The 20,120-nt window shown below is 69.9% G+C and carries 20 protein-coding genes and 1 riboswitch; of the genes, 14 read left to right on the plus strand and 6 right to left on the minus strand.

Features of this window, described 5'->3' with window-relative positions; all coding sequences use genetic code 11:
* Positions 1–15: 15 nt before the first annotated feature.
* The 3 genes from glyA to gcvT form a co-directional block, all read right to left on the minus strand.
* The gene (gene glyA, locus ACH47Z_RS17240; protein WP_399074332.1) at positions 16–1,281 is read right to left on the minus strand and encodes a serine hydroxymethyltransferase; all 1,266 of its coding nucleotides are present in this window, start codon (positions 1,279–1,281) and stop codon (positions 16–18) included.
* Positions 1,282–1,285: 4 nt separating this feature from the next.
* Complete coding sequence (gcvH, locus tag ACH47Z_RS17245; RefSeq protein WP_399074334.1) at positions 1,286–1,672, minus strand: glycine cleavage system protein GcvH; 387 nt, start codon at positions 1,670–1,672, stop codon at positions 1,286–1,288.
* A 136-nt stretch (positions 1,673–1,808) separates the two neighbouring features.
* Positions 1,809–2,936 (minus strand): glycine cleavage system aminomethyltransferase GcvT, encoded by a 1,128-nt coding sequence (gene gcvT, locus ACH47Z_RS17250; RefSeq protein WP_399074336.1) that lies wholly within the window; start codon positions 2,934–2,936, stop codon positions 1,809–1,811.
* A 157-nt stretch (positions 2,937–3,093) separates the two neighbouring features.
* A riboswitch (glycine riboswitch) is annotated at positions 3,094–3,191 on the minus strand.
* 163 nt (positions 3,192–3,354) lie between these two features.
* Here gcvT and ACH47Z_RS17255 point away from each other — a divergent pair.
* The 10 genes from ACH47Z_RS17255 to ACH47Z_RS17300 all read left to right on the plus strand — a co-directional run bounded on the left by ACH47Z_RS17255 (position 3,355) and on the right by ACH47Z_RS17300 (position 14,607).
* Positions 3,355–3,999 (plus strand): AAA family ATPase, encoded by a 645-nt coding sequence (locus ACH47Z_RS17255; protein ID WP_399074338.1) that lies wholly within the window; start codon positions 3,355–3,357, stop codon positions 3,997–3,999.
* An 89-nt stretch (positions 4,000–4,088) separates the two neighbouring features.
* On the plus strand, positions 4,089–4,880 hold the full coding sequence (locus ACH47Z_RS17260; RefSeq protein ID WP_399074340.1) for an enhanced serine sensitivity protein SseB: 792 nt from the start codon (positions 4,089–4,091) through the stop codon (positions 4,878–4,880).
* Between the two features lie 93 nt (positions 4,881–4,973).
* Complete coding sequence (locus ACH47Z_RS17265) at positions 4,974–5,771, plus strand: enhanced serine sensitivity protein SseB C-terminal domain-containing protein (RefSeq protein ID WP_399074342.1); 798 nt, start codon at positions 4,974–4,976, stop codon at positions 5,769–5,771.
* Between the two features lie 384 nt (positions 5,772–6,155).
* Positions 6,156–7,154: an ABC transporter permease gene (locus ACH47Z_RS17270; protein WP_399074344.1), complete on the plus strand. Its 999-nt coding sequence runs from the start codon at positions 6,156–6,158 to the stop codon at positions 7,152–7,154.
* A gap of 45 nt (positions 7,155–7,199) precedes the next feature.
* Positions 7,200–8,924 (plus strand): ABC transporter substrate-binding protein, encoded by a 1,725-nt coding sequence (locus ACH47Z_RS17275; protein WP_399074346.1) that lies wholly within the window; start codon positions 7,200–7,202, stop codon positions 8,922–8,924.
* A gap of 90 nt (positions 8,925–9,014) precedes the next feature.
* Positions 9,015–10,025 carry an ABC transporter permease gene (locus ACH47Z_RS17280; RefSeq protein ID WP_399074348.1) on the plus strand — a complete coding sequence of 337 codons (1,011 nt, stop codon included), beginning with the start codon at positions 9,015–9,017 and terminating at the stop codon, positions 10,023–10,025.
* Complete coding sequence (locus tag ACH47Z_RS17285; RefSeq protein ID WP_399074350.1) at positions 10,022–11,104, plus strand: ABC transporter ATP-binding protein; 1,083 nt, start codon at positions 10,022–10,024, stop codon at positions 11,102–11,104. The genes ACH47Z_RS17280 and ACH47Z_RS17285 overlap by 4 nt, the downstream gene beginning before the upstream one ends.
* 11 nt (positions 11,105–11,115) lie before the next feature.
* On the plus strand, positions 11,116–12,408 hold the full coding sequence (locus tag ACH47Z_RS17290) for an ABC transporter ATP-binding protein (protein WP_399074352.1): 1,293 nt from the start codon (positions 11,116–11,118) through the stop codon (positions 12,406–12,408).
* A 100-nt stretch (positions 12,409–12,508) separates the two neighbouring features.
* Complete coding sequence (locus ACH47Z_RS17295) at positions 12,509–13,900, plus strand: M1 family metallopeptidase (protein WP_399074354.1); 1,392 nt, start codon at positions 12,509–12,511, stop codon at positions 13,898–13,900.
* A 47-nt stretch (positions 13,901–13,947) separates the two neighbouring features.
* Positions 13,948–14,607 (plus strand): trimeric intracellular cation channel family protein, encoded by a 660-nt coding sequence (locus tag ACH47Z_RS17300; RefSeq protein ID WP_399074356.1) that lies wholly within the window; start codon positions 13,948–13,950, stop codon positions 14,605–14,607.
* Here ACH47Z_RS17300 and ACH47Z_RS17305 read toward each other — a convergent pair.
* Complete coding sequence (locus ACH47Z_RS17305; protein ID WP_399074358.1) at positions 14,516–15,763, minus strand: alpha/beta hydrolase; 1,248 nt, start codon at positions 15,761–15,763, stop codon at positions 14,516–14,518. The genes ACH47Z_RS17300 and ACH47Z_RS17305 overlap by 92 nt on opposite strands.
* Positions 15,764–15,936: 173 nt before the next feature.
* Between ACH47Z_RS17305 and ACH47Z_RS17310 the strand changes: the two genes are divergently transcribed.
* Entirely contained in the window at positions 15,937–16,806 is an 870-nt protein-coding gene (locus ACH47Z_RS17310; protein WP_399074360.1) for a thioesterase family protein, read from the plus strand.
* Positions 16,807–17,033: 227 nt separating this feature from the next.
* On the opposite strand, the gene ACH47Z_RS17315 is transcribed toward ACH47Z_RS17310, so the two are convergent.
* A complete protein-coding gene (locus tag ACH47Z_RS17315; protein ID WP_399074362.1) occupies positions 17,034–17,630 on the minus strand; it encodes a TIGR03086 family metal-binding protein in 597 nt (198 codons plus the stop codon).
* A gap of 104 nt (positions 17,631–17,734) precedes the next feature.
* On the opposite strand from ACH47Z_RS17315, the gene ACH47Z_RS17320 reads away from it, so the two are divergent.
* A complete protein-coding gene (locus tag ACH47Z_RS17320; RefSeq protein ID WP_399074364.1) occupies positions 17,735–18,760 on the plus strand; it encodes a helix-turn-helix transcriptional regulator in 1,026 nt (341 codons plus the stop codon).
* Positions 18,761–18,804: 44 nt separating this feature from the next.
* Positions 18,805–19,080: a hypothetical protein gene (locus tag ACH47Z_RS17325; protein ID WP_399074366.1), complete on the plus strand. Its 276-nt coding sequence runs from the start codon at positions 18,805–18,807 to the stop codon at positions 19,078–19,080.
* A 74-nt stretch (positions 19,081–19,154) separates the two neighbouring features.
* Here ACH47Z_RS17325 and ACH47Z_RS17330 read toward each other — a convergent pair whose 3' ends face one another.
* Entirely contained in the window at positions 19,155–19,790 is a 636-nt protein-coding gene (locus ACH47Z_RS17330; RefSeq protein WP_399074368.1) for a TetR family transcriptional regulator, read from the minus strand.
* Between the two features lie 130 nt (positions 19,791–19,920).
* Here ACH47Z_RS17330 and ACH47Z_RS17335 point away from each other — a divergent pair, with 130 nt between their 5' ends.
* A complete protein-coding gene (locus tag ACH47Z_RS17335; protein ID WP_399074370.1) occupies positions 19,921–20,088 on the plus strand; it encodes a hypothetical protein in 168 nt (55 codons plus the stop codon).
* Positions 20,089–20,120: the final 32 nt, after the last annotated feature.

A 20,120-nucleotide genomic window follows, 5' to 3' on the forward strand; every position in this document is an offset into this window, starting at 1 on the left:
TGCCCCACCGGGGACTTACTTGGTCAGACCCGGGTACAGCGGGTGCTTGTCGGCGAGCGCCTTCACGCGCGCCTTGAGGGCCTCCGCGTCGTAGGACGGCTTCAGCGCCTGGGCGATCACGTCCGCGACCTCGGCGAAGTCCTCGGCCGTGAAGCCGCGGGTCGCGAGGGCGGGCGTACCGATGCGCAGACCCGAGGTGACCATCGGGGGACGCGGGTCGTTCGGGACGGCGTTGCGGTTGACCGTGATGCCGACCTCGTGGAGGCGGTCCTCGGCCTGCTGGCCGTCCAGCTCGGACTCACGCAGGTCGACGAGGATCAGGTGCACGTCCGTACCGCCGGAGAGCACGTTCACGCCGGCCTCGCGTGCGTCGTCCGCCGTCAGGCGCTCGGCGAGGATGCGGGCACCCTCCACCGTACGGCGCTGGCGCTCCTTGAAGTCCTCGCTCGCCGCGACCTTGAAGGACACCGCCTTGGCCGCGATCACGTGCTCCAGGGGGCCGCCCTGGAAGCCCGGGAAGACGGAGGAGTTCAGCTTCTTCGCGAAGGCCTGCTTGGCGAGGATGATGCCGCCGCGCGGGCCGCCGAGGGTCTTGTGGGTCGTGGAGGTGACCACGTCCGCGTGCTCGACCGGGTTCGGGTGCAGCCCGGCCGCGACCAGACCGGCGAAGTGCGCCATGTCGACCCACAGGTACGCCTCGACCTCGTCGGCGATCCGGCGGAACTCGGCGAAGTCCAGCTGCCGCGGGTACGCCGACCAGCCGGCGATGATCACCTTCGGACGGTGCTCCTTGGCGAGACGCTCGACCTCGGCCATGTCGACCAGGCCGGTCTCGGCGTCCACGTGGTAGGCGACCACGTTGAACTGCTTGCCGGAGAAGTTCAGCCGCATGCCGTGGGTCAGGTGACCGCCGTGCGCCAGGTCCAGGCCGAGGATGGTGTCCCCGGGCTGGGCCAGCGCGAACAGGGCCGCCTGGTTGGCGGAGGCGCCGGAGTGGGGCTGGACGTTGGCGTACTCGGCGCCGAACAGCTCCTTGATCCGGTCGATGGCGATCTGCTCGGCGACGTCGACGTGCTCGCAGCCGCCGTAGTAGCGGCGGCCCGGGTAGCCCTCGGCGTACTTGTTGGTCAGCACCGAGCCCTGCGCCTCCATCACCGCGAGCGGCGCGAAGTTCTCGGAGGCGATCATCTCCAGCGTGGACTGCTGGCGGTGCAGCTCGGCGTCGACCGCGGCGGCTATCTCCGGGTCCAGCTCGTGCAGCGGCGTGTTCAGGACGGTCATGCGGTTACGACTCCTCGCCGGTGGAAAAGGCGGTGTACTCGTCGGCGGAGAGCAGGCCGGACGGCTCCTCCGCCACGCGCACCCTGAACAGCCAGCCACCCTCGAAGGGGGCCGAGTTCACCAGCGACGGGTCCTCGACGACGTCCTCGTTGATCTCGGTGACCTCACCGGTGACCGGCGAGTACAGCTCGGAGACCGACTTGGTCGACTCCAGCTCACCGCAGTCCCCGCCCGCCGTCACGGTGGATCCGACCTCGGGGAGCTGGACGAAGACGACATCGCCGAGCGCGTTGGCCGCGTGCTCCGTGATGCCGACCGTCGAGACGCCGTCCTCGGCGGCCGACAGCCACTCGTGCTCCTTGCTGTAGCGCAGCTGCTGGGGGTTGCTCATGGCCTGAATTCTCCTGTACGCGCGGGAGTGCTGATGAAGGGGGACTGCGAAAACCGCTGGTGAACGGGCAAATGTGCGCAGGGTCACGTACCGCCACGGGACCGGGCCCGCGCCGGGACGCGCTCGCGCCCAGTCTCTACTTCTGGCGCTTGTAGAACGGCAGCGCCACGACCTGGTACGGCTCGTGGCTGCCTCGGATGTCCACGCCGACGCCCTCGGTGCCGGGCGCCGCGTGCGCCGCGTCGACGTAGGCCATGGCGATCGGCTTGCCCAGGGTGGGGGAGGGGGCGCCGGAGGTGACCTCGCCGATCACCGCGCCGCCGGCGACGACGGCGTACCCCGCGCGCGGCACCCGGCGGCCCTCGGCGATCAGCCCGACGAGCACCCGGGGCGGGTTCTGCTCGGCGCGCTCGGCGGCCTGCCGCAGCGCCTCGCGCCCGACGAAGTCGCCCTCCTTCTCGAACTTGACCACGCGGCCCAGCCCGGCGTCGAAGGGGGTGAGGGAGGTGGACAGCTCGTGCCCGTACAGCGGCATGCCCGCTTCCAGGCGCAGGGTGTCCCGGCAGGACAGGCCGCACGGCACCAGGCCGACGCCCTCGCCGGCCTTGGCCAGCGCCTGCCACAGCTCCACCGCGTGCTCCGGCTTCACGAACAGCTCGAAGCCGTCCTCACCGGTGTAGCCGGTGCGGGCGATGAGCGCCGGGACGCCGGCGACGGTGCCGGGCAGACCGGCGTAGTACTTCAGCCCGTCCAGGTCGGCGTCGGTGAGGGACTTCAGGATGCCGGGGGACTCCGGGCCCTGGACGGCGATCAGCGCGTAGGCGTCCCGGTCGTCGCGGACCTCGGCGTCGAAGCCGGCGACGCGCTCGGTGAGGGCGTCCAGGACCACCTGGGCGTTGGAGGCGTTGGCGACGACCATGTACTCGGTCTCGGCGAGCCGGTAGACGATCAGGTCGTCCAGGATGCCGCCGTCGGCCTGGCAGATCATGGTGTAACGGGCGCGGCCGACGCCGACGGAGGCGATGTTGCCGACCAGGGCGTGGTTCAGGAAGGCGGCGGCCTCGGCGCCGGTCACGGTGATCTCGCCCATGTGGGAGAGGTCGAACAGCCCGGCCTTGGTGCGCACCGCGACATGCTCGTCGCGCTCGGAGCCGTAGCGCAGCGGCATGTCCCAGCCGGCGAAGTCGGTCATCGTCGCACCGAGCGAGCGGTGCAGCGCGTCCAGCGCGGTATGACGCGGCTCAGTGGGTTCGGTACTGCTCATCGGTCGGTCGTCTCCCAGGGCAGGCAAGAACGGGCGAGGAACGTTCCTCCCCATCTGTCATCGGAACCTGAGAGGTTCGCCGGGACCGCCACAAGGACGATCGCGGCTTGCACCTTGGGTGGAGCCACTGTCACAGCGGCCCGCTTTTCAGATGTGCCTCGCCCGCGCGGTAACGGGGCCTGAGAGATTCAAGGGAGGGACTTGCTCCTTCGGCGCCCCAGCGAAGGCTGCTGGGGACTCTCCCGCGCGGATTCAAACGGCCGGTATGCAGTTGGCGGCCACATCATCGCACGCCGACCGGGCTTTTGTAACCGGCCTGTGGCAGGACGCGGACCTCACCGCCGACCTCCGTCAATTACCTTCTCTTTACGTTTCATGGGCATGCCTCTTACTGAATCGACTGGGGAGGACGATCACGGTGAACAGGACCTCGGTGTACGCCACCGCCACCAGCGGCATCGCGGTGCCGAAGCAGCCCTCCGCCCCGGCCCCCGTCGTCCGCGACCTGCGCGACCGGTCGGGCCGCGGCCCCCGTGCCCTGCTCTTCGGCGCCGAGGACCTGGTGGTGATCACGGGCCTGCCGGGCAGCGGCAAGTCGACCTTGATGCACCGAGCGGTGACCGGCCGGCGCATCGACTCCCAGGACGCCCGCGACCGCTGGGACGCCCGCGTCCCCCGTTTCATCCCCTACGCGCTCTACCGCCCGCTGGTCCGCCTCGCCCACTACGCCGCCCTGCGCCGGGCCCTGCGCGGTGGCGAGGGCGTGGTCGTGCACGACTGCGGCACGCAGCGCTGGGTGCGCGGCTGGCTCGCCCGCGAGGCCCGCCGCAGGGGCGGCACCCTGCACCTGCTCCTGCTCGACGTGGCCCCCGAGACGGCCCGCGAGGGCCAGCGCGAGCGCGGCCGGGGCGTCTCCCGCTACGCCTTCACCCGCCACCGCCGTACGACGGCCCGCCTGCTCGCCGCGGTCGAGCGCGGCGAGCTGCCCGCGGGCGTCGGCTCCGCGACCCTGCTGGACCGCTCGGCGGCGGACGCTTTGCACCGGATCACCTTCGCCGGATGAGGGGAGTGTGTTCACACGGTGAGGGGACTGTCACAGGTACCCGCTAGCCTTCATGGTCACAGCAGTGGTTCCCAGCAGGCGGTAGGCAGATGGACTTCCCGGCGGACTTTCCCGCGGACTTCCCGGCACAGACGCACCCCCACCCGCACGGCGGTTGGCCCGGCAACGAGCTGGAGGAGGTGCTCTCGGCCTCCCTCGGCATACCGGCCGCGGCCGGCCGGATCATCGAGGTGCTGGGCCGCAGCTTCCTGTGGATCCCGCTGCCCAACGGCGGCGGCCCCGGCAGCGGCCCGCTCGACCTGCCCACGCTGGAGCTCGACGGCCAGGCCTACGTCCCGGTGTTCAGCTCCGAGGAGCAGCTGCGCCAGGCGGCCGGCTCCCACATGGCGTACACCATCGCCCCGGCCGTGGAGTTCGCCCGCGGCCTGCCCGCGCAGGTCGGCATCGCCGTGAACCCCGACGCCCTGGTCGGCGTCCCGCTCCCGCCGGCCGCGGTGGCCGAGCTGTGCCGCGCGGGCCGCACCGAGCTGGACGGCCCGGACACCGGCGGCCGGGTCCGCCTCTTCGAGCCCGACTGGCAGGACGACCCGGTCGACTTCCTCTCCGCCGCGTCCGCCGAGTTCGCCGGGACCGGCGTGGTCCGCACCGCCCGCCGGTGCCTGGCCGCCATCGAGACGGACGACCCGGTGATGTTCGTTGGCGTGGAACTCTCCCAGTGGGACGGCGACCTCCGCACCCGCCCCCTGGACGCCCTGGGCCGGGCCCTGGGCAAGGTCCCGGTCGCGTGGCCGGTCAGCCTGGTCCTCCTGGACGTGACGGACGACCCGGTGGCCACCTGGTTGAGGGCGAACGTCAGGCCCTTCTATCAGTACGGCCACTAGTTGCCGACGGAGGGGCGGCGGACCTGAGGGCCCCGAGCCCGTAGGCGAATAAGCTGTCCCCAACACGGGGCACTGCACAGAAGGGCACGACAGGTGAGCGCGAGCCACAGCGGCAGCGTCGGCGGCGGGGTGGAAAATGCGCTGCGCCAGGTCACGCCCGGACGCTACGACGCCTACGAGGCCCTGCTGCGCGCCCTCGCCACCCCCTCCTCCGGCCAGATCTGGATGCTGCTCTGGCACGGCCAGGCCGGCTCCCCGGACGCCCAGTACGGAAACATGGAGGTCGACGGCTTCCAGTACGCCCCCTGCGTCACCTCCGCCCAGGAGCTGTCGGCCAGCGGCTGGAACCGGTCGTACGAGGTCGTCGACGGCCTCGACGTGGCCCGCACCCTCTACTCCGACCACTACGGCCTCTGGCTCAACCCGCACGCCCCGGGCGGCGGCGTCGGCATCCCCTGGCTGGACCTGCGCCGCATCGCCACCGGTCTGGACCGCCAGCCCGCGGGTCCCCTCCGGCTCACCGAACCCGGCGTCGAGATCCCGCAGTTCTACGCCCTGCTCGCGCAGAACGCCCACCGCACCCAGGCCCTGCGCTCCCTGCGCCGCGCCTGGGTGCAGCCCGCGCTCGGCGCGCCGTACCTGGCGATCGGCCTCGACGTGTACGACACCTCACCGGCCGCCGTCGACTCGGTGCGCGCGATGATGCAGCAGTCCATCGGCGCCGTCCCCGAGGGCCTGCCGGTGTCGACGGTCGCGATGACCGACGACTACGACCCGGTCGTGATGTGGATGCGGGCCAACGCCCGCCCGTTCTACGACCGCGAGGCCCACGCGGCACCGGCGCCGGCGGCCGGCCCCGGCTATGGGTACACGAGCCCACGGCCCTACTGAGTCACCCCCAAATGGCCGGAAATGTGACACCGGTCACCATTGCGTGGCTCGGCTCGCAACTGCCTCGTATGTCCATCCGGTTCGAACTCGGGTGTCCTCGATGTCCATGTCCGGCAGGCGGCCCTCGCTGTTCGGATAACGGAATCCCCTAGGCGGCATCACGTTTACGCATACTTTCTCCATCAGATCTGGCGCGTGATCTAGAGCGCGTTGAAGACTCGCCTCTCAAGACGCGAGGCCATCGATCCTGTGATCGAACCAGTCACAGGAACAGCTGGATCTCTGGGCCGTCACCCACGTGCGGCCGGCGCAGGTAAGTGAACCAAGCCGCCCACAGCGGCGGACAAAGGCCGGTCACCACCGGCGAGAGGGGTCAGGTCAACTGTGACCGCACCGATCGAGACCACCGGGGCAGAGGCCGGCGCGCCGCCCGAGTCCGTGCTCGCCGGGGCCAAGAAGAGCCAGATCGAAGGGCGTTCTCTCAGTCAGATCGCCTGGACCCGGTTCAAGCGGGACAAGGTGGCCGTGGCGGGCGGGGTCGTCGTCATCCTGCTCGTGCTGATGGCGGTGCTCGCCAAGCCGATCGAGTGGATCTTCGGGCTGGACCCGGACAAGTTCCACCAGGACCTCATCGACCCGGCGCTCCTCGCGCCCAAGGGCGGCTTCGGCGGCATGAGCTGGTCCCACCCGCTGGGCCTGGACCCGCAGTACGGCCGCGACATGCTCGCCCGCATCATCGACGGTTCGTGGGTCTCCCTCCTGGTCGCCGGTGGCGCCACCCTCCTCTCGGTGGTCATCGGTACCGTGCTGGGCGTCGTGGCCGGCTACTACGGTGGCTGGGTCGACAGTCTCATCAGCAAGCTCATGGACACCTTCCTGGCCTTCCCGCTGCTGCTGTTCGCCATCGCCATCTCAGCTTCGGTGCAGGACGGCTTCTTCGGGCTCAACGGCCTGCCGCTGCGGATCTCCGTGCTGATCTTCGTGATCGGCTTCTTCAGCTGGCCGTACATCGGGCGTATCGTGCGCGCTCAGACGATGACCCTGCGCAGGCGGGAGTTCGTCGAGGCCGCCACCAGCCTGGGAGCCCGCGGCCCGTACATCCTGTTCCGGGAACTGCTCCCCAACCTCGTCGCGCCGATCCTCGTCTACTCGACGCTGATCATCCCGACGAACATCCTCTTCGAGGCCGCGCTGAGCTTCCTCGGAGTCGGCATCGCTCCGCCGCAGGCCTCCTGGGGCGGCATGCTCAGCAACGCCGTGGATCTCTACACCGCAGATCCGCAGTACATGTTCGTGCCCGGACTGGCGATCTTCATCACCGTCCTGGCCTTCAACCTGCTGGGTGACGGGCTGCGTGACGCGCTCGACCCTCGCAGCAAGTGATCCATCGATAGAGGGGCTTTCCACAACGTGAAGACGAGAAGGGTTATGGCCGCCGTGGCGTCGGTCACGGTGCTGTCCCTGGGCGCGGCCGCGTGCGGCGGCGGGGGCGGCAAGAGCAGCAGTGGCGGCAACGGAACAAAGGACGCGGCGCTGGACTCCATCGTCAACGCGTCGAGCAAGAAGGGAGGTACGGTCACGCTGGAGGACTCCGACGTGCCGGACTCCCTGGACCCGGGCAACACCTACTACGGCTTCGTGCAGAACTTCTCGCGCCTGTACGCGCGGACGCTCGTCACGTTCAAGCCGGCCGCCGGCAAGGACGGCCTCACCGTCGTCCCGGACCTCGCGACGTCCCTCGGCACGCCGAGCCCGGACGCCAAGACCTGGACCTACCACCTGCGTCCGGGCCTGAAGTACGACGACGGGTCCCCGATCACGTCCAAGGACGTCAAGTACGCCATCGAGCGCTCCAACTTCGCGCCCGAGGCCCTGTCCAACGGCCCGACGTACTTCAAGTCGTACCTGCAGGGCGGTGACAAGTACCAGGGCCCCTACAAGGACAAGAAGGGCCTGGACTCCATCGCCACCCCGGACGACAACACGATCGTCTTCCACCTGAACCAGCCGTTCGCCGACTTCGACTACCTGGCGACCTTCTCCCAGACGGCCCCCGTGCCGCAGGCGAAGGACGACGGCGCGAAGTACGTCCAGCACATCGTGTCCTCCGGCCCCTACAAGTTCGCGTCGTACCAGGAGGGCGCCAGCGCCAGCCTCGTCCGCAACCCGAACTGGGACCCGAAGACGGACCCGATCCGCAAGGCGCTGCCGGACAAGATCGACGTCAAGTTCAAGGTCAACCCGGTCTCGATCGACAACGACCTGCTGGCCGACAAGATCACGGCCGACATCGCCGGCGCCGGTGTGCAGCCGCAGACCCAGCCGAAGATCCTGAGCGGCAAGTACGCCAAGGAGACGGACAACTCCTACGCGGGCGCGACCTCGTACATGGCGCTGAACCAGCACGTCGCGCCGTTCGACAACGTCCACTGCCGCAAGGCTGTCCAGTGGGCGGTCGACAAGCAGTCGGCGCTCGACGCCATGGGTGGTGCGCCGAAGGGTGACGTCGCCAGCACGCTGCTGCCGCCGAGCGTCAACGGCTACACCAAGTTCGACGAGTACCCGACCCCGGGCAACAAGGGCGACGTGGCCAAGGCCAAGGACGAGCTGAAGCAGTGCGGCAAGCCGAACGGCTTCTCCACCACGCTGACGGCCCGTTCCGACCGTCCCGCCGAGGTCGCGGCCGCCACGGCCATCCAGAACTCGCTGAAGGCCGTCGGCATCAACGCCGACATCAAGCAGTTCCCCGCCGGTAAGTACTTCTCCAACTTCGCCGGTGTCCCGAGCTACGTCCACGACCACAAGCTCGGCATGATGATGACCGCGTGGGGTGCCGACTGGCCCACGGGCTACGGCTTCCTGGACCAGATCGTCGACGGTTCGGCCATCAAGCCCTCGGGCGGCAACAACCTCAGCGAGCTGAACGACCCGAAGATCAACGCGGCGCTCAAGGCCGCCATCTCCAACACCGATGCCGCCGCCCGCACCAAGGCGTGGGGTGACATCGACAAGATGGTGCAGGACAACGCCTCGATCGTCCCGCTCGTCTACCGCAAGAACCTGCTGATCAGGCCCACGTCCGCGACCAACGTCACGGTCACGCAGGCGTACCTCGGCATGTACGACTACCTGCTGATGAGCTCCTCGAAGTAACAGCAGGCCGGATACCCCTGAAAGGCAGGTGAAGGCACCGGGTGGCCGGGGCGGACACACACCGCCCCGGCCACCCGGAGCCGCACAGCTGTGGCTGCGTACATCATCCGACGCGTCTTCGGCGCATTGGTACTGCTGCTGGTGGTCAGCGCAGTCACCTTCGCCATCTTCTTCCTGGTCCCCCGTCTGGGCGGCCAGACAGCCACCCAGCTGGCCACCCAGTACGTCGGCAAGGACGCCAACCCCGAGTCCATCGCCGCGATCAAGCACAACCTGGGTCTCGACCAGCCCATCTACGTTCAGTACTGGGACTACATCAAGGGCCTGTTCGTGGGCGCCGACTACAAGTTCGGCCCCGACGCGACGCACTGCAGCGCCCCCTGCTTCGGGTACTCCTTCAAGAGTCACGTCGAAGTCTGGCCCCAGCTCCAGCAGCGCATCCCGGTCTCCTTCTCGCTGGCCGTCGGCGCGGCGGTGATCTGGCTGATCTTCGGTGTGACGACCGGTGTCATCTCGGCGCTCCGCAAGGGCAAGCCGGTGGACCGCATCTCGATGTTCATCGCGCTCGCCGGCGTCTCCCTCCCGATCTTCTTCACCGGCCAGGTGATGAACGCGTTGTTCGTCTACCAGTGGCCCATCTGGGACAGCACGGACTACGTGCCGTTCACCCAGAACCCGGCCGACTGGGCCTGGCACCTGCTGCTGCCCTGGATCAGCCTCGCGTTCCTCTTCTCCGCCACCTACGCCCGGCTCACCCGGGCGGGCATGCTGGAGACGATGAGCGAGGACTACATCCGGACGGCACGTGCCAAGGGCCTCAAGGAGGCCGTCGTCGTCACCAAGCACGGGCTGCGTTCCACGCTCACCCCGATCGTGACCATCTTCGGCATGGACTTCGGCACCCTCATCGGTACCGCGGTGCTCACCGAGACGGTCTTCTCCCTGCAGGGTGTCGGCGCGTACTCCATCCAGGCCATCAAGGACAACGACCTGCCCATCGTGATGGGCGTGACCCTGGTCGCCGCGTTCTTCATCGTCTTCTGCAACCTCGTCGTCGACCTGGTGTACGCAGCCATCGACCCCCGCGTGAGGTACTCGTGAGCAAGCTCGACAAGGCGGCGCTCGGCGAACCGGCCGGCTCCGCCCCCTCCGACGCCGACGACGCGTTCCTCTCCGTACGCGATCTGCGTATCCACTTCAACACCGACGACGGCCTGGTCAAGTCGGTGGACGGAGTCAGCTTCGACGTGCAGCGGGGCAAGACCCTGGGCATCGTCGGCGAGTCCGGTTCCGGCAAGTCCGTCACCTCGCTCGGCGTGATGGGCCTGCACCGTCAGGCCAACGCCCGGGTCTCCGGCGAGGTGTGGCTGGACGGCCAGGAACTGATCGGCGCCGACCCGGACGAGGTCCGGCGGATGCGTGGCCGCAAGATGGCGATGATCTTCCAGGACCCGCTGTCCGCCATGCACCCCTACTACACGGTCGGGGCGCAGATCGTCGAGGCCTACCGGGTCCACCACAAGGTCAGCAAGAAGGTCGCCAAGCAACGGGCGATCGAGATGCTGGACCGCGTGGGCATCCCGGAGCCGGCCAAGCGCGTCGACGGCTACCCGCACGAGTTCTCCGGTGGTATGCGCCAGCGCGCGATGATCGCGATGGCGCTGGTGAACAACCCCGAGCTGCTCATCGCCGACGAGCCGACCACCGCTCTGGACGTCACCGTCCAGGCGCAGATCCTGGACCTGATCCGGGACCTGCAGAAGGAGTTCGGCTCCGCGGTCATCATGATCACGCACGACCTCGGTGTGGTCGCCGAGATGGCCGACGACCTGCTGGTCATGTACGGCGGCCGGTGCGTGGAGCGCGGGCCGGCCGAAGAGGTCTTCTCCGCGCCCCGCCACCCCTACACCTGGGGCCTGCTCGGCTCGATGCCGAGGCTGGACCGGGAGGACACCGACCGGCTCATCCCGGTCAAGGGCTCCCCGCCCTCCCTCATCAACGTCCCGTCCGGCTGTGCCTTCAACCCGCGCTGCCCGTACGCGGACATCCCGAAGGACAACGTCACCCGCACGGTCCGGCCCGAGCTGACCGAGGTCGGCAGCGGACACTGGGCGGCCTGCCACATGACGCAGGAGCAGCGGGAGCGTATCTGGACCGAAGAGATTGCGCCGAAGCTGTGAGCGACGAAAAAGTGAGCATCCCCGCGCAGAGTGAAGGTGCCGCCACCGAGGAGGCCGCCGTCTCCGACGGCGAGATCCTGCTGAAGGTGACCGGGCTCCAGAAGCACTTCCCGATCCGCAAGGGCCTGCTGCAGCGGCAGGTCGGGGCGGTGCGCGCCGTCGACGGCATCGACTTCGAGGTGCGCAAGGGCGAGACCCTGGGCGTCGTGGGCGAGTCCGGCTGTGGCAAGTCGACCATGGGCCGGCTGATCACCCGGCTGCTCGAACCGACCGCCGGCACGGTGGAGTTCGAGGGCAAGGACATCACGCACCTCGGCGTCGGCGGGATGCGTCCGCTGCGCCGCGACGTGCAGATGATCTTCCAGGACCCGTACTCGTCGCTGAACCCGCGCCACACCATCGGCACCATCGTCGGCGCGCCCTTCAAGCTCCAGGGCGTCGAGCCCGAGGGCGGCATCAAGAAGGAAGTGCAGCGGCTGCTGTCGGTGGTCGGCCTCAACCCCGAGCACTACAACCGCTATCCGCACGAGTTCTCCGGCGGTCAGCGCCAGCGCATCGGCATCGCCCGCGCGCTGGCCCTGAAGCCGAAGCTGGTCGTCGCGGACGAGCCGGTCTCCGCGCTGGACGTGTCGATCCAGGCGCAGGTCGTGAACCTGCTGGACGACCTCCAGGAGGAGCTGGGCCTGACGTACGTGATCATCGCGCACGACCTCTCGGTCGTCCGGCACGTCTCGGACCGGATCGCGGTGATGTACCTCGGCAAGGTCGTGGAGCTCGCCGACCGGGACTCGCTGTACAAGGCGCCGATGCACCCGTACACCAAGGCGCTCATGTCCGCGGTGCCGATCCCGGACCCGAAGCGGAAGAACGCCAAGAGCGAGCGGATCCTGCTCAAGGGCGACGTTCCCTCGCCGATCGCGCCGCCGAGCGGCTGCCGCTTCCACACCCGGTGCTGGAAGGCGACGGAGATCTGCAGGACGACCGAGCCGCAGCTCGTCGAGCTGCGCCCCGGCCAGCGGGTCGCCTGCCACCACCCGGAGAACTTCGCGGACCAGGCCCCGCAGGACACCGTCCTGCTGACCGCCGCGAAGGAGGCCGCCGAGCTGGTCGCCGACGAGGTCCTCGCGGAGTCGGCGGAGACGTCGGCGGCGGTGGCGGCGGAACTGGCCGAGGAGGCTGCCGAGGAGACCTCGGAGGAGGCGACTGCGGAAGAGACGACCGCGGAGGCCACCGAGGCCTCTGAGCCGGCCTCCGAGGAGGAGACCCCCGGGGCCCCCGAGACCCAGGAGTCAACCGACAAGTAGCACATGACAACTGGGCAAAGTCATGTACATGCCTGAACGGGAGAGTGCAGAGTCGTCCGTGTCCGACCACTGATCGGTACACGCTCGAAAGGGACGACGCATGGCACTCTCCCGTTCGGCACGTCTGGGGGCTGTCGCGACCGCGGCGGCCTCCTTCCTGCTCATCGCCGCCGCTCCCGCCCCCACTCCGGGCGCCCCCGGCATCGGCGACCCCTACTTCCCGAACCTCGGCAACGGCGGCTTCGACGCCCTGCACTACGGCCTCGACATCGCCTACGCCCCGGACACCGGCCGTCTGGACGGCCGTACGACGCTCACCGCACGCGCCACCCAGAACCTGTCCTCCTTCGACCTCGACCTCCAGCAACTGGACGTCAGCGGCGTCGAAGTGAACGGCAGACGGGCCGAGTTCACGCGCACCGGGGACGAGATCGTCGTCACCCCGCGCCACAGCGTCGCCCGGGGTCGGGACTTCACCGTCACCGTCACCTACGGCGGGATACCCCAGCCCCTCAGCGGGCCCATCGTGTTCGGCTCCAAGTACGGCTGGATGAAGACCTCCGACGGCGTCTTCGTGGCCTGTGAGCCCAACGCCGCCTCCACCTGGTTCCCGTCCAGCGACCACCCCTCCGACAAGGCCACCTACGACATCCGGATCAAGGCACCCGAGGGCCTCACCGCCGTCTCCAACGGCCGGCTGGTGTCGACGTACGACAAGGACGGCTCGACGTACACCCACTGGCGCGAGTCGAAACCGATGGCGACCTATCTCGCGACCGCCACCATCGGGAAGTTCGACGTGCGCACCGGGCGGACCCCCGGCGGCATTCCGATCTACGTCGCGATCGACCCGGTGCTGAAGAACAGCAACAGCGTCGACGTCTACGCCGTCACCGCCGCCGCCACCGACTACTGGTCGCAGGTCTTCGGGCCTTACCCGTTCGAGGAGACCGGCGCGATCGTGGACGACATGCCCGAGGCCGGTTTCTCGCTGGAGGTGCAGAGCAAGCCCGCCTATTCGGCCGTGCGCAACGAGACGACCATCGTGCACGAACTGGCCCACCAGTGGTTCGGCGACTCGGTGAGCGTGGCGCGGTGGAGGGACATCTGGCTCAACGAGGGATTCGCCACCTACGCCCAGTGGCTGTGGGCCGAGCACCAGGGGACCAGGCCGGCGCACGATTCCTTCCTGGCCGCGTACAACGCCCGCCCTGCTGACAACGCCTTCTGGCAGATCAAGGTCGCCGACCCGCAGCGCGACACCATGTTCGCCTCAGCCGTCTACCAGCGCGGCGCGATGACGCTCCAGATGCTCCGGGAGCGCATCGGCGACAGGGCCTTCTTCCGGCTGCTGCCCGCCTGGACGAAGCTCCACCGGTACGGCAACGCGGACACTGCCGACTTCATCCGCCTCGCCGAGCGCGTCAGCGGGCAGAACCTGGACGGCCTGTTCCAGACCTGGCTGTTCACCCAAGGGAAACCCGCCCTGTGAGCCTGGCTTTGTAAGGTTCACGCCCTTCGAAGGGTGAGAATGTAGGGGTGCAGCTCCAGCCTCTCTTCACCCCCTCCGTCCAGCACACGCTGGATGTCATCGGCATCTTCGTGTTCGCGATCTCCGGCGCGCTGCTGGCCGTCCGGAAGAACTTCGACGTGTTCGGCATCGCCGTCCTCGCCGAGGTCACCGCGCTGGGCGGAGGGCTGTTCCGCGACCTGGTCATCGGGGCCGTCCCCCCGGCCGCCTTCACCGATCTCGGGTACTTCCTCACCCCGCTCGTCGCCGCGCTCGTCGTCTTCTTCCTGCATCCGCACGTGGAGCGGATCCAGGCGGCGGTGCTCGTCTTCGACGCGGCCGGCCTCGGCCTGTTCTGTGTCAGCGGTACGACGAAGGCGTACAGCTACGGCCTCGGCCTGACCGCGTCGGCGACGCTGGGCCTCGCCACCGCCGTCGGCGGCGGCGTGCTGCGGGACGTGCTCGCCAACGAGGTGCCCTCACTGCTTCGCTGGGACCGCGATCTGTACGCGGTCCCAGCGATCGTGGGCGCCACAATGGTGGTGCTGTGCATCCGTTACGGCGCCCTGACCCCCCTCACCAGTGGGCTCGCGGTCGTCACGGCTTTCGCGCTCCGCCTGCTCGCGATGCGCTTCCACTGGCGAGCTCCGCGTGCGTGGAACCGCCGGACGACGGTGTCAGAGGACTGAGCGGGGTGGACGCGGAGGTGTGCCCGGGGGCGCTGTGCCCCGTCAGCTCCATGGTCAGCCACTCGAACACCGTGGGCACCTGCGGCCGCCACAGCGCCATCGAGTGCCCGCCCGCGCTGCGCGGCAGGAACACCACCCGCACATACGTCGGCGGCTTCGCGATCTGTTCCAGCGCCACACCGGCCTGGTAGCCGTCGCCGTTCTCGCCGGAGATGTACAGCGCGATCCTCGGCGGGGTGCGGTAGCCCTTCAGGATGTCATAGGGGTTGTTGGCCCGACGCAGATCAAGGCTTCCCGCGGCCAGCGAGTTGCGCTCGCCGATCGGGTCGTTGTAGCCGGAGAGGCTGACGGCGGCCCGGTAGCGGTCGGGGTGCGCGACGGTGAGCTTGGTCGCGCAGTGCGCGCCGGCCGAGTAACCGGCCGTGGCCCAGCCGTCCGGCCCGGACTGGGCACGGAAGTTGTCCGTGATCATCTTCGGTACGTCGATGCTCAGCCAGCTGTCCGCGTTCACGGTGCCGGGGATGTTGGCGCACCCGGTGTCGATCTTGGCGATCAGGTTCGTGCGCGGGGACACCAGGATGAACGGGGCGACCCGGCCGCTCTTCATGAGCGGCGCCAGCTGCTCGTGCACCTTCAGGGAGCCGAACCATGCCTTCGCCGAGCCCGGGTAGCCCGAGAGCAGCTCGACGACCGGGAACTTCCTGTTCTTGTACGCCGGCTCGTTGTACTCCGGCGGCAGCCAGACGTAGACCTCGGCGTTCACGCCCGACACCCGGCCCTTGAGCTGGGTGACCTTGACCCCGCCGGCCGCGTGCATGGCGGGACCGTCCGCCTGGGAGAACTTCTGCTGCACCTTGGGCAGCTTCTTGTACGCGATACCGCCCGTGCCGTCGGCGCCGAGGTTGGCGGCCTGCTGCACATGGTTGCCCGTGCCGATCAGGTCGGCCCAGTTGTCGTACAGGTTGTTGGAGTTGTTGACCAGCACGAAGACGAGCGTGATGGCGGTGCCCTGGGCGAAGAGCAGCATCAGTACACGGACCGCGGCACGCAGGGCCTTGGGCCCGCGCACTCGCGACCACAGGACGAGCGGCAGTATCAGTGCGACCACGGCCAGCACGATGGTCGTGTAGAGGAACGGAGTCCCGGTGAGGCTCATGTCCCCATAGAGGGGAATCAGCGGCCAGGGGTTGTGGACGTCTCCGGGCACTTACCTAGAAATTGCCGGAACCTCACCCGGACGGCGGATCCACGGGTGTATGCAACCCGCCGTTCAGAGTATCGTAACGTGAAAAGCTACCGCTTAGTAATTTCCTGTTGTACCGTTCATCCATGTCAGAAGCAGCTTCCGGGGGCGTGGCTCCCGCCGTGCGGGCCGTCATCGGCGACAGCGAGTTCGACCGCGACACCGCGGTCACCCGCCGCGAGCCCGGCGTCTACGACATCGACCTCTCGGCCGGCTGGACCATCATCAGCGCCGTCAACGGCGGCTATCTGCTGGCCGTGCTCGGCCGGGCCCTCGCGGACACGCTGCCGCACCCGGACCCCTTCACGATCTCCGCGCACTACCTGACGGCGACCCGGCCCGGCCCGGCGGTCGTCCGCACGGAGACGGTCCGCACGGGCCGCACCCTCTCCACGGGCCAGGCCTCCCTCTACCAGTACGACGACGAGGGAAACGAGGTCGAGCGCATCCGCGTCCTCGCGTCGTACGGCGACCTCGCCCAGCTCCCCGACGACGTCCGCACGGCGGCGGCGCCGCCCCCGATCCCGCCGCTGGAGCAGTGCTTCGGCCCCGAGGACGGGCCGGCCCCGGTCGAGGGCAGCTCGGCGATCGCCGACCGCCTGATGCTCAAGCTCGACCCGTCGACCCTCGGCTGGGCGCTCGGGCAGCCCTCCGGCAAGGGCGAGATGCGCGCCTGGTTCGGCCTGGCCGACGGCCGCGACGCGGACCCCTTGTCGCTCCTCCTGGCGGTGGACGCCCTGCCGCCCACCGCCTTCGAGATCGGCCTCAAGGGCTGGGTCCCCACGGTGGAACTCACGGTCCACGTCCGCCACCGCCCGGCCCCCGGCCCGCTCCGCGTCTCCATCACCACCCGCAACCTGGCCGGCGGCTTCCTCGAGGAGGACGCCGAGATCTGGGACGCCGACGACCGCCTGGTCGCCCAGTCCCGCCAACTCGCCCGCGTCAGGCTCGGCTGACGGTTCCCTCCGGGGGTTCGGCGGCGGCCGGTCGGCCGTCGTCCGGCTTGGCCGAGCGGCGTGCGGCCCAGCCGGAACGCCGTGCGGCAGGCCGCGGCGGCCCCGCGACTCGGTCGGCCGTGATCAGGCCCGGCCGATCGGAGAACCGGCTCCGCCCGGCCGTGGTCGGGCTCGGCCGGCCGGAGTGCCGGCCCTGCGTGGCCGTCTCGGGCGCCCGCGCTCCGGCTTCAGGCCCGGCTGAGCTGCGTGCGGCCCAGCCAGGCCGCCAGTTCCTCGTAGGGGCCGGCGTTCTCCGGGGCCTCGGTACGGGGGGCGAAGGGGACGGCGGCGTCGCGGGGGCGGGAGTCGGGGAGGACCGTGCGGGCGAGGGCGAGGGCGAACTCGGCCAGGTCCGGCTCGAGTGCGTGCGGGTGGCCCAGGGCCTCGGCGAGGTCCCAGGTGTGCGTCACGATCTCCATCACGTAGCCGGAGAGCGCCGCGTGGCCCGGGACCTCGCCCCAGGGCACGCGCACCAGGCTGGTCATCCGCTCGTCGGTCTCCCAGGCCTTGAGCACCCGGGTCCTGATCTCGTCGTAGGCCGCGGCCCAGCCGTCGTCCTCGATGCCCTCGGCGACCGGCTCGACGGCCATCCCGTCGCCGCCCTCGCCGACCACCGAGATCCGCCGGGTGGCGCCGACGATGTGACTCAGCAGGCCGCGCACGTCGAACTCGGTACAGGGCGTGGGCCCGGTCAGGTCCTGCGGTCGGGTCCGGATCAGCGCGGCCGCCTGCGCGGTGGCCGCGACGTAGACGGGGCGGGGGTCGGTGAAGCCGGTGGTGGTCATGCGATACCTCTTCCTCGTGGGCTGGTTCACCGAGCATCCCCGGATAACCTGACAGATTCCGTCAACATTTGCGCCGGGGCCGGAAAGGGCGGGATGCTCCCGGCGTGAAGTCCGACCGGCTGCTGTCGATCCTGCTGCTCCTGCAGACCCGGGGCCGGGTCCCCGCGCACGAACTCGCCGACCGGCTGGAGGTGTCGGTCCGCACCATCTACCGGGACATCGAGGCCCTGTCGGCCTCCGGCGTCCCGGTGTACGCCGAGCGCGGCAGGCGCGGCGGCATCGAACTCCTCGCCGGATTCCGCACCGACGTCACCGGCCTGACCGCCGACGAGTCCCGCGCCCTGTTCATCCTGGCCGCGCAGGGCGCCCACGCCGCGCTCGGCCTCGACGCGGCCCTCGGCTCCGCCCTGCGCAAGGTGATGGCCGCGCTCCCGGCGCCGTACCGGCCCGCCGCCGAGGTCACCAGCCGCCGCATCCTGGTCGACGCCACCCGCTGGCGCAGCGGACCCCGGCAGACGGCCGACCTGGAGGTGCTCCAGGACGCGGTCTTCTCCGACCGGCGCCTGCGCCTGCGCTACCGGCACAGCGGGCAGCCGGAGCCGCGGACGTACACCGTGGACCCGTACGGACTCGTCGCCAAGGCCGGGGTCTGGTACCTGGTCGCCGACCGGCGCGGCCGCCCCCAGCTGTTCCGCGCCGACCGGGTGCGCTCGGCCCGGCTCCTCGACGACCCCGTGCGGCGCAGGCCCGGCGTCGAACTCGCCGACGCCTGGGAGGTGTTGCGCCGCCAGGTGGAGGAACGGAACGGCGGGACCGAGGTCACCGTCCGGGTCCGGCGCTCCTTCCTGGACATCTTCCGGCGGATGGCGGCCGCCGAGCTGACCGCCCCGCCCGACGACGACGGCACCGGCGAGTGGGTCACCGCCCGGCTGACGTACCCGGGGCTGCGCGCGGTGCGCCAACTCCTCGCCTTCTCCGACCGGGTGGAGCTGCTGGACCCGCCCGAGGCCCGCGCGGAGCTGCTGGCGGGTGCCCGTTCCGTCACGGCTCTGTACCAGGAGCCCCCGGAAGCGGAATTGACAGCCGGCGGACAGGAGGAGCCCAAGTACCGCCCAGGCACCGTTGGTTGAGTGCGGCTCTCAGGACTTCCCCATCCTCACCGGAGCTGACTCTCATGAAGCGTGTCCGTCTCGCCCCCGCCGTCGCCCTGCTGGCCCTCTCCCCGCTGCTCCTCGCCGCGTGCGGCTCGGGCGACTCGTCGTCCTCCGGGTCCTCCGGCGGCGGCAACTCCGGGCAGCGGCAGGCCTGTACGGCACCGTCCGGCATGCCGAGCGCCGGCCAGGGCGGACCCGGCGGTGGCCAGGGCGGCGGCTGCGGCGGTCAGAGTGGCCGCGGCGGGGGCGGTACGGCACCCAGCGGTGCCCCGACCCGGCAGGCGACGAAGAGCTGACCCCAGGGGGGCGTACGACAGGGGCGGCGCGTCCGGTGAACGGGCGTGCCGCCCCTGTGTGCCGAGGCCCCGGGTCAGTCCAGCCAGTGCTGACGACCGATGCTGATCAGCCGCATCTGGCGGGTGGCCACGTGGGCGACGCGCCGCCGCTCCGCCTCCGAGGGCTCCGGCGCCTCCAGGGCCTCCAGGAACAGCGAGGCGGTGATGAGCATCTGGTCGACGTAGAGGTGGGCGAGCATCAGCAGGTCGTCGTCGGTCCAGCCCTCGGCCTCGGGGTCCTTGGCCAGCTCGGCCTTGACCTCCTCGGCGAACCGGGCCAGTTGGGCCTGTATCGCCTCGCGCACCGGTTGCACGCCGCCGTGCCGCTCCCGGGCGATGAACCGCACGTGCGACGGGTGGGCGGCCACATGATCGGCGATCAGCCGCACGGCTCGCGTGATGCGTTCCTCGCTGTCGCCCGCCGTCGACACCGTCGTACGCACCATCGGGTGCAGGCTGCCCAGCGCCTCGTCGACCAGCGCCACACCGAGGTCGGCGGTCGAGCGGAAGTGCCGGTAGAAGGCGGTCGGGGCGACGCCGACGGCCCGGGTGACCTCGCGCAGCCCCAGGCTGCTCAGGCTCTGCTCCTCCAGCAGCGCGAGCGCGGCGTCGAGGAACGCCTGCCGGGTCTTCTGCTTCTGCGCCTGCCGGATGCCGAGGGTGTGACTCATGTCATCCAGTTAACAACTGTTCTCTGGAATTGGAAAGCCGAGCAACGCGCTAGACTCAAAGTCAGTGAACAACTGTTACTACAACTGTTCACCCAAACTTCACATGATCCCAGAGGGGGGATCCGATCCCATGCTGTTCCTCGTCGCCGCACTCATGCTCTTCGGAGTCGTGCTGGGCACCGTCGCCCACGCGCCGCTGACCGTCACCGCCCTCATCGCCACCGGCATCGCCGTCTGGCTCGGCGTCTTCGCGATCCGCGAGCGCCACGGCCGCCGTCGCCGTACGCAGGCCAACTGACCGTCCGCCACGACTTCCTGGAGCTGAGCACC

The sequence above is a fragment of the Streptomyces sp. NPDC020192 genome, assembly GCF_044388685.1.
Classification (GTDB): domain Bacteria; phylum Actinomycetota; class Actinomycetes; order Streptomycetales; family Streptomycetaceae; genus Streptomyces.

Excerpts from the sequence above, each read along its gene's own strand:
- ACH47Z_RS17335 (WP_399074370.1), top strand. The coding sequence starts at position 19,921 with ATGCTGTTCCTCGTCGCCGCACTCATGCTCTTCGGAGTCGTGCTGGGC.
- ACH47Z_RS17275 (WP_399074346.1), top strand. The coding sequence starts at position 7,200 with ATGGCCGCCGTGGCGTCGGTCACGGTGCTGTCCCTGGGCGCGGCCGCG.
- ACH47Z_RS17310 (WP_399074360.1), top strand. The coding sequence starts at position 15,937 with ATGTCAGAAGCAGCTTCCGGGGGCGTGGCTCCCGCCGTGCGGGCCGTC.
- glyA (WP_399074332.1), bottom strand. The coding sequence starts at position 1,281 with ATGACCGTCCTGAACACGCCGCTGCACGAGCTGGACCCGGAGATAGCC.
- ACH47Z_RS17295 (WP_399074354.1), top strand. The coding sequence starts at position 12,509 with ATGGCACTCTCCCGTTCGGCACGTCTGGGGGCTGTCGCGACCGCGGCG.
- ACH47Z_RS17330 (WP_399074368.1), bottom strand. The coding sequence starts at position 19,790 with ATGAGTCACACCCTCGGCATCCGGCAGGCGCAGAAGCAGAAGACCCGG.
- ACH47Z_RS17315 (WP_399074362.1), bottom strand. The coding sequence starts at position 17,630 with ATGACCACCACCGGCTTCACCGACCCCCGCCCCGTCTACGTCGCGGCC.
- ACH47Z_RS17260 (WP_399074340.1), top strand. The coding sequence starts at position 4,089 with ATGGACTTCCCGGCGGACTTTCCCGCGGACTTCCCGGCACAGACGCAC.
- gcvH (WP_399074334.1), bottom strand. The coding sequence starts at position 1,672 with ATGAGCAACCCCCAGCAGCTGCGCTACAGCAAGGAGCACGAGTGGCTG.
- ACH47Z_RS17325 (WP_399074366.1), top strand. The coding sequence starts at position 18,805 with ATGAAGCGTGTCCGTCTCGCCCCCGCCGTCGCCCTGCTGGCCCTCTCC.
- gcvT (WP_399074336.1), bottom strand. The coding sequence starts at position 2,936 with ATGAGCAGTACCGAACCCACTGAGCCGCGTCATACCGCGCTGGACGCG.
- ACH47Z_RS17305 (WP_399074358.1), bottom strand. The coding sequence starts at position 15,763 with ATGAGCCTCACCGGGACTCCGTTCCTCTACACGACCATCGTGCTGGCC.